The sequence below is a fragment of the Actinoplanes sp. CA-142083 genome (genome assembly GCF_050942195.1).
Classification (GTDB): Bacteria; Actinomycetota; Actinomycetes; order Mycobacteriales; family Micromonosporaceae; genus Actinoplanes.
Window position 1 is genome coordinate 9,553,756 of record NZ_CP192076.1, and the last position, 15,409, is coordinate 9,569,164.

The following is a 15,409-nucleotide window of genomic DNA, read 5'->3' on the forward strand; positions in this document are numbered from 1 at the left end:
TCGGTTTCACGCGGGACGACAACGGGGTGTAACTGGCGGTTCTAGGGTGGTGCTCAGTGCTCGTCGGCGAGCGCGCCCTGGACGTAGCTCGCGGTAAGCACCGTGAAGACGTAGGCCTGGAGGCAGATCACCAGGAACTCGAGGAAGGTCAGCGCGATCGTCAGCGCCCACGACAACAGCGAGAACGGCAGGAACCAGGCATTGGCGTTCAGCATCGCGAAGCCGCCGAGCGTGAACACCAGCAGCAGCATGTGGCCGGCGAACATGTTGGCAAAGAGTCGGACGGCGAGCGAGAACGGCCGGACCAGGAAGTTCGAGAAGAACTCGATCGGGATCAGCAGCGGCAGGATGAACCACGGCGCCGGCGGGATGAGCGCCGTCTTGAAGTACTTCACGAAGCCGTGGTGCCGGATGCCCACGATGATGAACAGCAGGTAGCTGATGATCGCCAGGAACGCCGGGAAGGCGATGTGCGAGTTCGGAGAGATCTGCACGAGCGGCACGATGCCCCAGAAGTTGTTCAGCAGGATGAAGCTGAACAGCACCGTGAGGTAGGGAGCGAACTTCACACCGGCGGGGCCGATCATCTCGACGGCGATGTTGTTGCGCACGAAGCCGTAGACGCTCTCGGCGAGCCACTGCCGCTTGGTCGGTACCAGCTGCGGCTTCCGGTAGGACACCAGGAAGAAAATGATGATCAAAGCAGCGCTCAGCCAGACGAGCGCGGTGATCTTCGTGAACCAGTAGTTGTCGTGCTCGCCCCACGGCAGGATGCTGGGCAGGTAGAAGTCCTCGACACTCGGCGGGAACGGAATATCCGCTGCGAGGACGATCGACTGACCGGTCACCGTAGCCCTTTCCTGTCAGGCGCCCAGACGGCGCACGATGAGGTAGACACCGCCGGCCATGCCAACGACCGCGCCGAGACCGGCGAAGATGCCCCTGGTCCCGACCCAGTGGTCGACCAGCCAACCGATCCCGCCCCACACCAACATGCCCGCAATGAGGTAGGAGACGGCCGTCATGCCCATGCCCGTGTCGGGCGGCTGTTGACCGTCATCCCCATGGGGATTCTTGGGAGGTTCCTGACCGGTCATGACGGCCCGAACGATATCAGCAGGAAACACGAGGCTAAGCGGGACCCCCCGCACAACCGCAGTTGTCCAGGCGTCAGGGGTCTCGCAACTGGAACGACACGGTACTCCCCCTTTGCCATAACCTGACGCGCCACCTGCGTTCACATCACCGTTTCGTGGTCAACAAACCACGAAAGGGACGCCTGAGGTGGCAAAACGGGGTGCAGAAGATCACTTTGGGCGACGCACCACGGTGAACCACCAGGCCTGCACGCCGGTCCACACCACGACCCCGGCGACGATGCCCCAGCCCAGTGCGTTCTTGCCGGCCCAGCTTGTGGACACACCGTAGGCGAGGACCAGGCCGAGAACGCTGTACTTCAACACGTATGTAAACAGCGCCAGCGGCATGAGCAGGGCCGGCCGCACGGTGTCGGCCCACGCGACGACCAGCGTGGACATCGTGTAGCTGATGGTCACGATCAGCACGCCGAGCGCCGCGCCGAGCGCGGAGGGCGCGCCGCCGGAGAGGAACCCGGCCGAGGCGGCGCAGAGCAGCAGCGCGAACGAGACCGCCGTCAGGAACGGCAGATGCGCCACCCGCCATCCAGGGTTGGCAGGAGCGTCTTTCACTTCTACTTCGGTCATGCCATCACTTCCTGCTGGGCGTAGGCGGGAAATTGTCCCACCAGCGCCAGCACTTCGTCTGCGACCTCGGCCAGGCGGGCGGCTCCCGCCGATGTGCCCGGGTCGCAGCGCACCGCGGTCCCGACCAGCGCGCCGATCCGCCGCATCTCGCCCTCGCGCATGCCCTGCGTGGTCACGCCCGGCGTGCCCACCCGGATGCCGGACGCCACCGACGGCCGCCGCGGGTCGAACGGTATCGCGTTCTTGTTCAGCGTGATCCGGGCGAGCTCGCAGCGGGCCTCGGCGTCGCGCCCGCTGACCCCGAGATCGCGCAGGTCGGCCAGCACCAGATGGGTGTCGGTCCCGCCGCTCACCGGCCGCATCCCCTCGGTGGCCAGCGCCACGGCCAGCGCCCGGGCATTGTCGACGACCTGCCGGGCGTACGACTGGAAAGCCTCGCCCGACGCCTCGCGCAACGCCACCGCCTTGGCCGCGATCGCGTGCATCATCGGACCGCCCTGGCTGAACGGGAAGACGGCCTTGTCGACGCGCTGGGCCAGCTCGGCCCGGCACAGGATCATCCCGCCGCGCGGCCCGCGCAGCACCTTGTGGGTGGTGCAGGTGACCACGTCGGCGTACGGCACCGGCGACGAGATGGCCCGGCCGGCCACCAGCCCGATGAAATGCGCGGCGTCGACCAGCAGGTACGCGCCCACCTCGTCGGCGATCTCGCGGAACAGCGCGAAGTCGATCTGGCGCGGGTAGGCGGTCGCGCCACAGATGATCAGCTTGGGCTGGTGGGCGAGCGCCAGGTCGCGCACCTCGTCGTAGTCGATCTCCTCGGTGTTCGGGGTGACCCGGTAGCCGATCGGATGGAACCACTTCCCGGAGAAGTTGACCCGGCTGCCGTGCGTGAGGTGCCCGCCGTGCGGCAGCTCCATGGCCAGCACGGTGTCGCCCGGCTCGGCCAGGGCCGCGTACGCCGCCAGGTTGGCCGACGCCCCCGAATGCGGCTGCACGTTGGCGTGCTCGGCCCCGAACAGCGTCCGCGCCCGCTCGATCGCCAGCGTCTCGGCCCGGTCGGCCTCGGCGCACCCGCCGTAGTAGCGCGCGCCCGGGTATCCCTCGGCGTACTTGTCGTGCAGCGTGGACCCGAGCGCGGCGAGCACGGCCGGGGAGGTGAAGTTCTCGCTCGCGATGAGCTGCAGCCCGCCGCGCTGCCGGGCGAGCTCGTCGAGGAGGACATCGGCGATCTCCGGATCGTCGCGCTGGAGATACGCGAAGTCCGGCCCCCAGAAGCTCTCCACGTGCCCTCCCCGCATAGGCGCCGCCAAAATCCAGCATATGGCTTGAAAGGCTCGCGAAAGGGAACACTCTGCGGTTATGCGGTTTCTGGTGACCGGCGCGACCGGATACATCGGCGGCCGGCTCGCGCCCCGGCTGCTCGCGGCCGGCCATCAGGTGCGCTGCCTGTCGCGCAGTGCGGCCCGGCTGCGGGACGTGCCCTGGCACGGCCGGGTCGAGATCGCCGAGGGGGATCTGACCGACCTCTCGTCGCTCGAGGCGGCGCTGGACGGCGTCGACGTCGCGTACTTCCTGGTCCACTCGCTGGGCCGGCGCGACTTCGAGGAGGTCGACCGCCGGGCCGCGGCCAACTTCGCCGCCGCGTGCCGTTCCGCCGGGGTCGAACGCATCATCTACCTGGGCGGGCCCGAGCCGCCCCCGTCCGAGCGGGCCTCCGCCCACCTGCGCTCCCGCGCCGAGGTCGCTCGCATCCTGCTCGACAGCGGGGTCCCGACCGTCGTGCTGCGCGCGCCGGTGATCATCGGCTCCGGCTCGGCGTCCTTCGAGATGCTGCGCTATCTCACCGAGCGCCTGCCGGCCATGGTCACGCCGCGATGGGTGAGCAACCGGATCCAGCCGATCGCCGTACGGGATGTGCTGTCATATCTGATCGCCGCCGCCACCATGCCGCTGGCCGAGAGCCGGGGCTTCGACATCGGTGGCGCGGACGTCCTCACCTACGCCGAGATGATGCAGCGGTACGCGCGGGCGGCCGGCCTGCGCCGCCGGGTGATCGTCCCGACGCGGGTGCTCAGCCCGTGGCTGTCCGCGTTCTGGGTCGGGCTTGTCACGCCCGTGCCGAACGCGATCGCCCGGCCGCTGGTGGCCAGCCTCGTGCACGAGGCGGTGGCCCGCGAGCGCGACATCCGCCGGCTCGTGCCCGAGGTGGAGCCGATCGGCTTCGACAACGCCGCCCGGCTGGCACTCGGCAGGATCCGCAACGCCGACGTGGAAACCCGCTGGTCCGGAGCCGCCGGCCGGGATGCTGCCGCCGAGCCGCTACCCAGCGACCCCGACTGGTCGGGCGGCAGCGTCTACGTGGACGAGCGCAGCCGTCCGGTGAACGCGCCGGTCGACGCTCTGTGGCGGGTGATCGAGGGAGTGGGCGGCGAGAACGGCTGGTACTCGTTCCCGCTGGCCTGGTCGGTGCGCGGCTGGCTGGACCGGCTGGCGGGCGGTGTCGGGCTGCGCCGGGGAAGACGCGATCGCGACCGGTTGCGGGTGGGCGAGGCCCTCGACTGGTGGCGGGTCGAGGAGATCGTGCCGGGATCGCTGCTGCGGCTGCGGGCCGAGATGCGGGTGCCGGGCCGGGCCTGGCTGGAGATGAGCGCGTCCCCTTCCCCCGATGGGGACGGGCGCAGTGTCTATCGGCAGCGGGCGGTGTTCCTGCCGCGGGGGCTGGCGGGGCACGCGTACTGGGCGTCGGTGCTGCCGTTCCACGGCATCGTCTTCAGTGGGATGGCCCGCAACATCGCCGACCGGGCGTCGGCTACTTAGCGGCGGCGCGGCCCAGGCGGTCGCGGATGGCCAGCCAGTCCTCGGCGTCCGGCGGGGCCTGGACCAGGATCGTCTCGACGCCGGAGTCGTCGAGGCGGTGCAGGGCGGCGTAGAGGTCCGCGGCGTACTCACGCGGGTCGGCGGAAAGGACCTCGGCGTCCGGGACCTCGGCGCCCTCGTACGTGAGAATGCCGGTCTTCTCGGGAATCTCGGCCGAGCGCACGTCGGGGACCAGGTGCAGGGTGGCCCTCGGGGCGTAGTGGCGGCGGCTCATCCCGGGGGACGGGCGCGCGACGCCATCGGTGGTCTCGGTGTCGCGCACGGCGATCGCGCCGGTCACGTCGCGCAGGGCACGCAAACCCAGGGCGCCGGGGCGCAGCAGCGTCGGCGCCGGCGTGGTCAGGTCGAGGACGGTGGACTCGATGCCCCATGAGCTGGGGCCGCCGTCCAGGACCAGGGGCACGTCGGGAAGGCTGCGCAGCACGTGCTCGGCGGTGGTGGGCGAGATGCTCTCCGAACGGTTCGCGCTGGGTGCGGCCAACGGCAATCCGCACGCGGCGAGCAGGCGCAGGGCCACGTCGTGGGCCGGGATCCGGATGGCGATCGTGTCGTTGTCGGCGCCCACCCCACTCAGATGGGCGGCTCGGCGCACGACCATCGTGAGCGGGCCGGGCCAGAAAGCCGCGGCGAGGCGGTCGGCGGTGACCGGCCACTCGGCGGCCAGCGATCGGGCGGCAGCCACGTCGGCCACGTGCACGATCAGCGGGTTCCAGGACGGGCGGTTCTTGAGGCGGTAGACCTCGCCGATCGCCTTCGGGGAGAACGCGTCGGCGCCCAGGCCGTAGACGGTCTCGGTGGGGAAGGCGACCACCGACTCGGCGCGCAGCAGCGCGACGGCCTCGGCGATGCCCGCGTCGTCGGGCCGGACGATGCGGCCGGTCACGAGAGGAGGAGCTTGGCGAACGGGACCGTGGTGTCCTCGATCTCGTCGCCGATGCGCTGGAACGTCTGGTCGCCGCGGCCCCACGGGTCGTCGAGGTCGTCGCCGGGCATCGGGCCCTCGGGCCCGCGCAACCGGTGCACCGCCTCGACGATGGCGGCGCCGCGGGCGTGCACCTCGTCGGCGTTGCCGGCGGCGGGTGGCAACTCGGAGGTGTCGACGGCGCCGAGGAGCCGGCCGAACTCACCCATCACGAAGGTGCGGTCGGCGGCGTCGGGGCGCAGGGCGACGACGTAGTCGTACTGGTCGGCGGTCGCCGTGAAGATCAGGTCGGCCTCGTCGATGAAGTCGCCGCGCAGCTTGCGGGCCTCGAAGCCGGTGGTGGAGCCGCCGCGGGAGCGGACCTGGCGGGCGGCGGGCGGGTTCATCTGTTCGCCCTCGTGCCAGCCGCCGGTGCCGGCGCTGACGCTGCGGATCAGCTGGTCGCCGGCGTCGCCGACCCGATCGCGGACGGCCCGGGCGAGCAACCGCTCGGCCATCGGCGAGCGGCAGATGTTGCCCATGCAGACGTGCAGAATCGTGAACGGCGCCACCTCAGGCCTCCGGGCCCAGGATTTCGGGTACGACGTCGCGCAGCTTCTCCAACGGGATGGCCCCGGCTCGCAGCACCCGCGGCACCTCGCCGGAGACGTCGACGATCGTGCTGGGCGCGGGATCGTGGGCGGGGCCCGCCTCGAGGTAGACGCGCACCGAGTACTCCAGCTGGTCGCGGGCCTCCTCGGCGGTGGTCGGCGCGGGCTGCCCGACCTTGTTGGCCGTGGTGACCGCCATCGGGCCGACCTCGCGCAGCACCTCGAGCGCCACGGGATGCAGCGGCATCCGCACGGCCACCTTGCCCCCGGTCTCGCCGAGGTCCCACTGCAGGCTGGGGGTGTGCTCGACGTAGAGCGTCAGGGCGCCCGGCCAGAACGCGTCGGCCAGCTCGCGGGTCGCCTTGGACAGCGAGTAGGTCAGCCCGTCGAGCGTGTGCCGCGAGCCGATCAGCACCGGCGGCGGCACCTGGTTGGTGACGCTGCGGGCGTGGTGCAGCGCCGTGATGGCGTGCGGGGTGAACGCGTCCGCGCCGATGCCGTACACGGTGTCGGTGGGCATCACGGCCAGCTCGCCGCTCTTGACCGCCTCGACGGCGGCGGCGATGCCGCGATCCCGGTCCGCGGTGGTACGGCAGTCGTAGAGCATCACACCGTGCAGTCTGCCATGTGGCGCGGCACACCGATCAGGTGCGGCGTCCCGTCGCGAACCGCGGCCGGCCGGTCAGGTCGTCATGGGCCGTCACCTCGGTGAACCGGCCGTCCGCCCGGAGCAGCGCGGGCACGGCCTCGCCGTGCACGTCATCATGCTCAATTCCGATATATCCCCCGGGGCGCAGCAGCCGCGCGGCCAGGGCGATCACCGGGCGGATCACGTCGAGGCCGTCGGCGCCGCCGAAGACCGCCTCGGCCGGGTCGTGGTCGGCGACCTCGGGCGGAACGGCGGTGCCGTCGGGGACGTAGGGCGGGTTGCACAGCACGACGGCGACCCGTCCGGTCAGCTCGGGAAGCAAACCGGGGTCAGTGACGTCGCCCTCGACGACGTGGATGTCGAACGCGGCGGCGTTACGGCGCAAAAAGGACAACGCGACCGGGGACCGCTCCACGGCGTACACGTCGATGTCCTTGATCTCGTCGGCCAGCGACAGGGCTATCGCGCCGGTGCCGCTGCAGAGATCCACCGCGATGTCGCCCCTTCGCGCATGAGCGATGCCCCAACCGGCCAACAGCTCGGTCTCGGGACGGGGGACGAAGACACCGTCGCCGACCGAAAGCTCCAGATGGCGGAACGCGGCCGTGCCCAGCAGGTGCTGCAACGGGATCCGGCGGGCCCGCTCGGCCACCAGGACCCGGAAGCGGCGCAGCTCGTCCTCGCGCATCGAGTCGACCAGCAGCAGCCGTCCTCGCGGGATCTGAAGAACGTGCGCGGCGAGCAACTCGGCGTCGACCCGGGGCGACGCCACGCCCGCGGCGGCGAGCTCGGCGACCGCCGTGGCCAGCGCCGGAGAGATGGGCGTCCGTACCAAAGGTCGGGAGGGGTGTTCGTCGTCCGGGTCCACGGCATAATCATCAAACGTCACGTGCGTCGCCGGCCGGCCGGGTCGGCGGATCGATGCGTGGCACGCGTGGGAGGCGCCCGGTGAGTTGGTTGGACCAGCTCCCTGAAAACATCGAGGAGCTGAAGCGGGCCGGGCGGCTGCAGCAGAACGGCCGCTCCGCGGAGGCGCTGCCCATCCTCGACGCGGTGCTCGCGACCGCGACCGACCCGACAACCCGGGCGTACGCGCTGGTCCAGCGCTTCGGCGCGCTGATCAACCTCGGTCGCATCGCCGAGTTGTCCACCGCGATGACGGCGACCGCGAACGCCGTACGCGAGATCCCGGACCCCTATCTGCGCGGCCAGATGCACGCGTTCGCGGCGCTCGGCTCGCATCTGCAGAGCAACATCGACCGCGGCGTGACGCACCTGGTGCAGGCCTCCCGGGCGCTGGCCGCCGTGCAGGAGAACGACTACGAGACCGCGTGGGGCTGGCACGACCTCGCGATGGCGTATTCATATCTCGGTTTTCACGGCCACGCGCTGACCTCGATCGAGCAGGCCCGGCAGGTCGGCGCCGCGGTCGGGCTCGCCCCCGAGATCTTCGCGGCCCCCGGCATCCGGCTGCGCAACGCGGTCTCCCTCGACCACCAGGGCGACACCGACGGCTGCCTGCGGGTGCTGCGCGACATCGACGCCGAGCTAACCCGCTACATCGCGATCGGCGCCGACCAGATGCGGCCCGGCAGCCGCGCCGCGTACGGCTACGCCCTGGCCCGCCGGGCCGCGCTGGGCGAGGAGACCGAGGCGAACGCGGCCGAGTGGCTGACCGGCGGCGGCGACAGCGTGCGCACCCGCGACCTGCACCACCTCGGCCACGTCTGCCTGACCATCGCGGCCGGCAAGCCGGAACGGGCACTGACCATGCTGGACTCCGTGCCGGTCTCCCCCGAGATCCTCGGCGCGGCCGAGCCGGCCCGGCTGCGCAGCATCGCCTGCGCCGCGGCCGGCGACCACGCGGCCGCGCACACCGCCGACCGGTACGCGTTCCGCCTCGCCGCCCAGCGCATCGACCGCCTGCGGGACGGCTACCTCGACGGCGTGGCGGCCCGGCTGGACGCGCAGGAGACCCAGCGCGACGCCGACCGGTACGGCGACGAGACGCTCACCGACCCGCTGACCGGGCTGCCCAACCGCCGCCAGCTCGAGCGTTACGTGCACTCGATGCTGGAGCGCGGCGAGCGCGCCGCGATCGGCGTCTGCGACCTGATCGGGTTCACCGCGGTCAACGTGCGGCACGGCCGGCACTGCGGCGACCTCGTGCTCCAGCGGATAGCCGGCGTGCTCAACCGGGTGATGCGGCGCGGCGACTTCGTGGCCCGGTTCGCCGGCGACGAGTTCGTCGTGGTGCTGCCCGGCGCCGGGCAGGCCCAGGCGGCCGAGGTGTCCCGCCGCATCACCGCGGCGACGAATTCGGAGAATTGGCAGGTTCTGGTGCCGGGCACGCCGATCGGCCTGGCGGCGGGCTGGTCCGAAGTGGGCACCAACGGGCGTACGCTCAGCGCCGCCCTCGCGGCAGCGGCCGCCAATCGCTCGCCCACGAGATGAGCACGATCGAGCTCGGCGAGATCTCCCCGGAGCCCGGCGGCGAGCTCGACCACGTTCCCTGGCGCCGGCTCGGGCTGGCCGCGTCGCTGCTGTTCTGCCTGATCTGCGCCGCCTCGACGCGGCCGATGCCGAACGCGGTCCGTCCGCTGTGGAGCGTCCCGACCTCCGACGCCGACAGCACCACGCTCGGCCCGGAGACGCTCTACCTGCACCACGGCGGCGAGCTGACCGCGTACGACCTGGCCACCGGCGCGGTGCGATGGCGGACCGAAGCCAAGGACACGCTCGGGTACGCCCAGCTGGCCGGCTCTCTCCTGCTGCTGCCCGCCGATCCGCAGATGGGACGCCAGGACGGCCTGTACGGCCAGTTCATCCGCTCGACGGTCGCGCTCTCGGCCGCGACCGGCGAATGGCTGTGGACCGCGCCGGGCGAGCCGATGGCCCTCTCCGACGACACGGTGCTGATGGCCGACTACACCGGGACGGGAGCGTTCGCCCGGCTCCGGCTGATCCGGCTCGGCGACCGCGGCACGGTCTGGCAGCACGACGCCACCGGGGTCATCAGCTTCGCGTTCGCCATCGGCCCCGACGGGCCGACCCGGGTCGTCACGGTCACCGACGACGGGCTCGCCGAGGTGCTGCGCTTCGCCGACGGCGGCCGGCTCGCCCGCGCCCGACTCCCCTGGGCCCGGGCCAAACCGGAACAGGGCCAGTACAACGACCTTGCGGCGAGCGGCAACCATCTGGTGGTGAACCGCAACGAACAGGGCCACGCCGAGCTCAGCGTGTACCGCCTCGACACGCTGGCCTTCCTGTGGCGGGCCGACGGCACCGACGGGTACGCGTTTCCCTGTGGCAGCGGGATCTGCCTCAACAACCAGCAGGGCCTGACCGCGTACGACGCCGACACCGGCCGACAGCGCTGGCACGTCCCCGGCAGCGGCAACGGCTGGGCCGCCGGCGACGACCGGGTGGTGGTCGACGAGCCCGGCGAGGTGGGCGAGCAGTACCTGATCGATGCCGGCACGGGCGCGCGGGTCGGCGAGAACAGCCCCGGCGAGACGGTCTGGAACACCGAGCCCGACGAGGCGCTGCTCGTGCTCAAGCCGACCGAGACGCCGAGCGGGCGCACCTCGATCGCCCGGTGGGACCTGGTCACCGGCCGGCGCGAGGTGCTCGGCTCGATCGACCGGATCACGGTCAACCGCTGCCAGGCCGTCGCGCACTATCTCGGGTGCTACCAGAACGACGCGTACTCGGTCACGGCGGTCGGCCGATGACGGTGATCGACCTCGGCGAGGTCACCCACGAGGACGCGGGACCGGCCGTTCCGCTCAACCACCGGCGCCTGCTCCGGGTGCTGCTCGCGGTCCTCACCGTCGCCGGCGTGCTCGCGGTCGCGGGCTCGGCGCACGGCACCCCGCCCGGACTGCGCCCGCTGTGGATCACGCCGCTCAACATGGAGAACGACGCGGTCGCGCTCGACGGCGACACCGCGTACCTGGCTCGAACCGGCGTCGGGGTCGGCGACACGCCCACCCTCGCCGCGTACAACCTGGCGACCGGCGAGATGCGCTGGTCCACGCCGACCGGCGACCAGCTGGCCGGATATTCGCCCCGACCGGCCGGCGACGTCGTGCTCGCGCCCGTCGACCCGGTCACGGTCAGCCACAACGAGGAGAACGGCGACCGGTACTTCTACATCACCGTACGGACCACGATCGCCCTGGACGCGGCCACCGGCGACGAGCTGTGGCGCGTCAACGGCGACGCCCACCCGTCGGTGCCCACCGGGACGGCGCTGGTCGCCGAGCACGACAGGCAGAACCGCGTCGTCGGCTTGCGCGCGGTCAAGCTCCGCGACGGCGCCGAGCTCTGGCACCTGGCGCTGCCTCCGCTGGCCGACTGGACTCCGCTGCCCGACTTCGACCATCCCGAGGCGATCGCCACGGTCACCCAGAACGGCACGGCCTCCGTCTACGGATTCGCCGACGGCAAGCTCCGCAAGACCGGCCGGCTGCCCTGGGACGGCGAGGGCGTCGTGACCAGCATCGCGCCGACCGGCCCCAACTTCGCGGTGAGCCACGACCAGATCGCGAGCGGGACGATGACCACCGTCTACGACTCCGGCACGTTCAAGGCGCTCTGGTTCGCCGACTACGTGGCTCCCTGCGGCGCCCTGGCCTGCTCGAGCTACTTCGACGGCCTGTCCGCGCGCGACCCGGCCACCGGCCGGGTGGTCTGGAACCTGCCTGCCACCCACGACGGCTGGCAGGTCGGCGCCGACCGCACGCTGGTCGGCGCCGATCGGAACAACAACCAGCTCCAGCTGGTCGACAGCCGCACCGGCAAGCTGCTCGGCCGGCCCGTCACCGGCATGGCCGCGCCCGGCTCGGGCGAGGCGGACAGCGTGCTGGTCACCCGGCCCAGCCTCGACCCGGTCGGCCAGCTCGTCGTCACCCGGGTCGACCTCGCCGACGGCCGGCAGACGCCGCTGGGCCGGTTCGGGCCGAGCGGCGACCAGACCGTCTGCCTCAGCTCACCGGGTTACCTGGCATGCCCCCGCTACGACGGGCTGCACGTCATGGGCGTCGACCCTTAGGGCCCCCACCTTGATGCGGGCCCTAAACTCGCCGGCTCAGCTCGGTCTCGCCGGAAAGGCGGGCCTGCCGGTCCGCCTCGGCCAGCGCGTCCAGCACCGCGTCCAGCTCGCCGCCGAGCACCAGGTCGAGGTTGTACGCGGTGTAGCCGATCCGGTGGTCGGTGATCCGGTTCTGCGGGAAGTTGTACGTGCGGATCCGCTCCGAGCGGTCCACCGTGCGCACCTGCGCCTTGCGGGAGTCGGCCGCCGCGGCGTCCGCCTCCTCCTGCGCGATCGCCAGCAGCCGGGACCGCAGGATGCGCAGCGCCGACTCCTTGTTCTGCAGCTGGCTCTTCTCGTTCTGGCAGCTCACCACGGTGCCGGTGGGCAGGTGCGTGATCCGCACGGCCGAGTCGGTGGTGTTGACCGACTGGCCGCCCGGGCCCGACGAGCGGAACACGTCGATCCGCAGGTCGTTCGGGTCGATCTGCACGTCGACCTCCTCGGCCTCGGCGAGCACCAGCACGCCCGCCGCCGAGGTGTGGATACGGCCCTGCGACTCGGTCACCGGCACGCGCTGCACCCGGTGCACGCCGCCCTCCCACTTCAGCCGCGACCAGACGCCGTGGCCGCCCTCGGGCACGCCCTTCGTCTTCACCGCGACCGAGATGTCCTTGACGCCGCCCAGGTCCGACTCCTGTGAGTCGATCACCTCGACGATCCAGCCGTGGCGCTCCGCGTACCGCGTGTACATGCGCAGCAGATCCCCGGCGAACAGGGCCGACTCCTGGCCGCCCTCGCCCGCCTTGATCTCGACGATCACGTCCTTGGCGTCGTTCGGGTCGCGGGGGATCAGCATCTCGCCGAGCTTCTCCTCGAGCGGCGGCAGCGTGGCGGCGACCGCCTCGGCCTCGGCGCCGAACGCCGGGTCCTCGGCCGCGAGCTCCTTCGCCGCGACCAGGTCGGCGCGGGCGGCCTCCAGCTCGGCGTGAGCCGCGTAGATCGGGGCCAGCTCGGCGAAGCGACGGCCGACCCGGCGTACGAGAGCCTGGTCGGCATGGATGGAGGGGTCCTCCATGCGCTTCTCCAGTTCCGCGTACTCCTCGAGAAGCGTGGTCAACCTGTCGTTACTCACAGTGGTCTCCCCACACGCGAACGGCGCCCGCCCCCGTTTCCGGGTGCGGGCGCCGTTGAAGCAGTTACTTCTTCTTGGCCGCGTTCACCTTCGCGTACTTGGCCTGGAACTTCGCAACCCGGCCGGCGGTGTCCAGAACGCGCTGCTTGCCGGTGTAGAACGGGTGGCAGGCGCTGCAGGTCTCGACGCGGATCTCGCCGCCCTTGGCGGTGCTCCGGGTGGTGAAGGTGCTGCCGCAGGAGCAGATGACCTCGGTGGTCTTGTACTCCGGGTGGATGCCGCTCTTCATGTCTCTCGGTCCCTCTCGATCACGTGGTCGCCGGGTCGCTGTCAGCACCGCGCCGCCCCGCCAGGGCGGTGGGCTCGGGCGTGAACCGGAACCTTTTGCTGGCCGATGGACCAGTCTGCCATGCGACATGGCCTCGCGAGAAATCGAGGCGACTTTGCTGGTCCGGTGTCGATAACGTGAGCCGCCCTCGCGGCATTCCCCCGGATCAGGAAAGGAACGTGCCATGACGCTGCTCACCGACGTTTTCGACACGGCCGAACTGGCCGCCGCGGTCGAAACCGGACATGTCCGGCTGCAGCGTCATCCGTCGCGTCCGCTGACGATCTACAACTACACCGAGGTATGCCAGTACTCCGGCGCCTGGACGCCGGTGACGCTCGCCTGCCGCGGCCTCATTACCGACGCCGCCGGCCGGATCGTCGCGCGGCCGCTCGCCAAATTCTTCAACCACTCGGAGGCGCACGCCCCGCGCCTCGAGCCCGATGCGGCAGTGGTCGTAACGGACAAAGCGGACGGATCGCTCGGGATCATCTTCCACGATGGCGATGGCCTCGCGGTCGCTACCCGGGGTTCCTTCGCGTCCGGCCAGGCGTTGCACGCGACGGCGCTGCTTCGTACCCGATATGCCGGATTTATCCTGCCGGAAGGTCTCACCGTGCTGGTCGAGATCATCTACCCCGGGAACCGGATCGTCGTGGACTACCAGGGGTTCGACGATCTCGTCCTGCTCGGGGCGGTGGACATCGCAACCGGGCGCACCTATGGGCCCGAGGCGGTGCCGAACTGGCCGGGGCCGGTGGTGGAGACGTTCGGGTACGCGACGTTCGCCGAGGCCCTCGCCGCGCCGCCGCGCGACGGCCGGGAAGGGCTGGTCGTCCACTTCACCGCGGCCGACCAGCGGGTGAAGATCAAGTACGCCGATTACGTACGGCTGCATCGGCTGGTCACGGGGCTCACGGCGCGTACGGTATGGGACGTCATGGCCAACGGCGGCGACCTGGACGCGCTCACCGCGCCCCTCCCCGACGAGTTCCACCCGTGGGTCCGCGGCGTCGCCGCGGAGCTCACCGCGACCGTCGAGGCCCAGGCCGCCGCGATCGAGACGGCCTACGCGACGATCGTCGCGGAGCTGCCGGACGGCTGGGGGCGCAAGGAGTTCGCGGCCCGGGCGGTGCGGAGCGAGCACAAGTTCGCGCTGTTCCTACGGCTCGACAGCAAGGACTACCGTCCGGTGCTGTGGCAGCACGCCCGGCCGGCGGCGGACGCGGCGATGACCAAGGTGGCCGAGGAATGACGAGACTGCTGATCACCCGTGGGCTGCCGGCGTCCGGCAAGACGACGTTCGCGCGGAAGCTGCAGCCGCGGGTGGTCCGGGTCAACCGCGACGACCTGCGGCGCATGCTGCACGGTGAGCGGCTCTACACCCAGTGGTCCGAGTCGCAGGTGACGCACGCGCAGCGGGCCGCGGTCGAGGCCTTGCTGCGGGCGCACGCCGACGTGATCGTCGACGACACGAACCTGCGGAACAAGACGGTGCGGGAGTGGGCCGAGATGGCCGCGCGGCTCGGGGCTTCCTTCGAGGTGCACGATTTCACCGACGTGCCGCTGGAAGAGTGCATCCGGCGCGATCTTGAACGCGGCGCCCCCGATCAGGTAGGCGAGGAAGCAATCCGCCGGATGCACTCGCGCTACCTGGCGGGCCGCAACCTCCCGCTGCCCGTACCGTACATTTCGGATATTTCGGTAAAGGTTTACGAGCCGGACCCCGACCTGCCGCCCGCGATGCTCGTCGACATCGACGGGACCGTGGCACTGATGGGCGACCGCAGCCCCTACGACTGGCACCGGGTCGGCGAGGACCTGCCGAACCAGGCCGTCATCACGGCCGTCCAGGCCATGCACGCGGCCGGCAACGCCATCATCTTCTGCTCGGGCCGGGACGCCGTGTGCCGCCCCGAGACGGAGGCGTGGCTCGATTTGTTCGTCGGCGTCCCGTACGAGGCGCTCTTCATGCGGCCCGAGGACGACGGCCGCAAGGACGCCGTGGTCAAGCGCGAGATCTTCGATTCCGAAATCCGGTACACCTGGCGGATCGTCGGGGTTTTCGACGACCGCCAACAGGTGGTACGTATGTGGCGGGCACTCGGCCTCACTGTTTTCCAGGTCGCGGAGGGAGACTTCTGAC

At 71.1% G+C, this 15,409-nt stretch carries 16 protein-coding genes; 6 read left to right on the forward strand and 10 right to left on the reverse strand.

The window, feature by feature from the left end; genetic code table 11:
• Positions 1-53: 53 nt before the first annotated feature.
• The 4 genes from atpB to glyA form a co-directional block, all read right to left on the reverse strand.
• Positions 54-848 (reverse strand): F0F1 ATP synthase subunit A, encoded by a 795-nt coding sequence (atpB, locus tag ACQPZX_RS43940; RefSeq protein WP_433369637.1) that lies wholly within the window; start codon positions 846-848, stop codon positions 54-56.
• A gap of 15 nt (positions 849-863) precedes the next feature.
• Complete coding sequence (locus ACQPZX_RS43945) at positions 864-1,097, reverse strand: AtpZ/AtpI family protein (protein ID WP_433369640.1); 234 nt, start codon at positions 1,095-1,097, stop codon at positions 864-866.
• Positions 1,098-1,307: 210 nt separating this feature from the next.
• Positions 1,308-1,724 carry a hypothetical protein gene (locus ACQPZX_RS43950; RefSeq protein WP_433369643.1) on the reverse strand — a complete coding sequence of 139 codons (417 nt, stop codon included), beginning with the start codon at positions 1,722-1,724 and terminating at the stop codon, positions 1,308-1,310.
• Positions 1,721-3,010: a serine hydroxymethyltransferase gene (glyA, locus tag ACQPZX_RS43955; RefSeq protein ID WP_433369645.1), complete on the reverse strand. Its 1,290-nt coding sequence runs from the start codon at positions 3,008-3,010 to the stop codon at positions 1,721-1,723. The genes ACQPZX_RS43950 and glyA overlap by 4 nt, the downstream gene beginning before the upstream one ends.
• A gap of 76 nt (positions 3,011-3,086) precedes the next feature.
• Between glyA and ACQPZX_RS43960 the strand changes: the two genes are divergently transcribed.
• Positions 3,087-4,544, forward strand: coding sequence for an SDR family oxidoreductase (locus ACQPZX_RS43960; RefSeq protein ID WP_433369648.1), 1,458 nt, complete (start codon positions 3,087-3,089; stop codon positions 4,542-4,544).
• Here ACQPZX_RS43960 and ACQPZX_RS43965 read toward each other — a convergent pair.
• The 4 genes from ACQPZX_RS43965 to prmC are packed head-to-tail and all read right to left on the reverse strand — an operon-like array spanning position 4,537 to position 7,633.
• Positions 4,537-5,487, reverse strand: coding sequence for an L-threonylcarbamoyladenylate synthase (locus ACQPZX_RS43965; protein WP_433369651.1), 951 nt, complete (start codon positions 5,485-5,487; stop codon positions 4,537-4,539). The two genes, ACQPZX_RS43960 and ACQPZX_RS43965, sit on opposite strands and share 8 nt — an antisense overlap.
• Positions 5,484-6,077 (reverse strand): phosphotyrosine protein phosphatase, encoded by a 594-nt coding sequence (locus tag ACQPZX_RS43970; protein ID WP_433369653.1) that lies wholly within the window; start codon positions 6,075-6,077, stop codon positions 5,484-5,486. Before ACQPZX_RS43970 ends, ACQPZX_RS43965 begins: the two co-directional genes overlap by 4 nt.
• 1 nt (position 6,078) lies before the next feature.
• Complete coding sequence (locus ACQPZX_RS43975; RefSeq protein ID WP_433385839.1) at positions 6,079-6,723, reverse strand: L-threonylcarbamoyladenylate synthase; 645 nt, start codon at positions 6,721-6,723, stop codon at positions 6,079-6,081.
• A gap of 37 nt (positions 6,724-6,760) precedes the next feature.
• Positions 6,761-7,633 carry a peptide chain release factor N(5)-glutamine methyltransferase gene (gene prmC / locus ACQPZX_RS43980; RefSeq protein ID WP_433369655.1) on the reverse strand — a complete coding sequence of 291 codons (873 nt, stop codon included), beginning with the start codon at positions 7,631-7,633 and terminating at the stop codon, positions 6,761-6,763.
• A gap of 80 nt (positions 7,634-7,713) precedes the next feature.
• Here prmC and ACQPZX_RS43985 point away from each other — a divergent pair, with 80 nt between their 5' ends.
• From ACQPZX_RS43985 to ACQPZX_RS43995, 3 genes are read left to right on the forward strand one after another with little or no spacing between them, the layout of a single operon-like run.
• On the forward strand, positions 7,714-9,219 hold the full coding sequence (locus ACQPZX_RS43985; protein ID WP_433369658.1) for a diguanylate cyclase domain-containing protein: 1,506 nt from the start codon (positions 7,714-7,716) through the stop codon (positions 9,217-9,219).
• Positions 9,216-10,499 (forward strand): PQQ-binding-like beta-propeller repeat protein, encoded by a 1,284-nt coding sequence (locus tag ACQPZX_RS43990; protein WP_433369661.1) that lies wholly within the window; start codon positions 9,216-9,218, stop codon positions 10,497-10,499. The genes ACQPZX_RS43985 and ACQPZX_RS43990 overlap by 4 nt, the downstream gene beginning before the upstream one ends.
• The gene (locus ACQPZX_RS43995) at positions 10,496-11,821 is read left to right on the forward strand and encodes a PQQ-binding-like beta-propeller repeat protein (protein ID WP_433369664.1); all 1,326 of its coding nucleotides are present in this window, start codon (positions 10,496-10,498) and stop codon (positions 11,819-11,821) included. Before ACQPZX_RS43990 ends, ACQPZX_RS43995 begins: the two co-directional genes overlap by 4 nt.
• Before the next feature lie 22 nt (positions 11,822-11,843).
• On the opposite strand, the gene prfA is transcribed toward ACQPZX_RS43995, so the two are convergent.
• Both prfA and rpmE read right to left on the reverse strand, forming a co-directional pair.
• On the reverse strand, positions 11,844-12,935 hold the full coding sequence (prfA, locus tag ACQPZX_RS44000; RefSeq protein ID WP_433369667.1) for a peptide chain release factor 1: 1,092 nt from the start codon (positions 12,933-12,935) through the stop codon (positions 11,844-11,846).
• Positions 12,936-12,999: 64 nt separating this feature from the next.
• On the reverse strand, positions 13,000-13,224 hold the full coding sequence (gene rpmE / locus ACQPZX_RS44005; protein ID WP_030436290.1) for a 50S ribosomal protein L31: 225 nt from the start codon (positions 13,222-13,224) through the stop codon (positions 13,000-13,002).
• A gap of 223 nt (positions 13,225-13,447) precedes the next feature.
• Here rpmE and ACQPZX_RS44010 point away from each other — a divergent pair, with 223 nt between their 5' ends.
• Entirely contained in the window at positions 13,448-14,518 is a 1,071-nt protein-coding gene (locus ACQPZX_RS44010; RefSeq protein WP_433369670.1) for an RNA ligase, read from the forward strand.
• Entirely contained in the window at positions 14,515-15,408 is an 894-nt protein-coding gene (locus tag ACQPZX_RS44015) for an AAA family ATPase (protein ID WP_433369673.1), read from the forward strand. Before ACQPZX_RS44010 ends, ACQPZX_RS44015 begins: the two co-directional genes overlap by 4 nt.
• The last annotated feature ends 1 nt before the right edge of the window (position 15,409 follow it).

Coding starts and splice junctions, on each gene's coding strand:
- ACQPZX_RS44015 (WP_433369673.1), top strand. CDS start 14,515: ATGACGAGACTGCTGATCACCCGTGGGCTGCCGGCGTCCGGCAAGACG.
- ACQPZX_RS43950 (WP_433369643.1), bottom strand. CDS start 1,724: ATGACCGAAGTAGAAGTGAAAGACGCTCCTGCCAACCCTGGATGGCGG.
- ACQPZX_RS43975 (WP_433385839.1), bottom strand. CDS start 6,723: ATGCTCTACGACTGCCGTACCACCGCGGACCGGGATCGCGGCATCGCC.
- rpmE (WP_030436290.1), bottom strand. CDS start 13,224: ATGAAGAGCGGCATCCACCCGGAGTACAAGACCACCGAGGTCATCTGC.
- ACQPZX_RS43990 (WP_433369661.1), top strand. CDS start 9,216: ATGAGCACGATCGAGCTCGGCGAGATCTCCCCGGAGCCCGGCGGCGAG.
- ACQPZX_RS43945 (WP_433369640.1), bottom strand. CDS start 1,097: ATGACCGGTCAGGAACCTCCCAAGAATCCCCATGGGGATGACGGTCAA.
- ACQPZX_RS43960 (WP_433369648.1), top strand. CDS start 3,087: ATGCGGTTTCTGGTGACCGGCGCGACCGGATACATCGGCGGCCGGCTC.
- ACQPZX_RS43995 (WP_433369664.1), top strand. CDS start 10,496: ATGACGGTGATCGACCTCGGCGAGGTCACCCACGAGGACGCGGGACCG.
- ACQPZX_RS44010 (WP_433369670.1), top strand. CDS start 13,448: ATGACGCTGCTCACCGACGTTTTCGACACGGCCGAACTGGCCGCCGCG.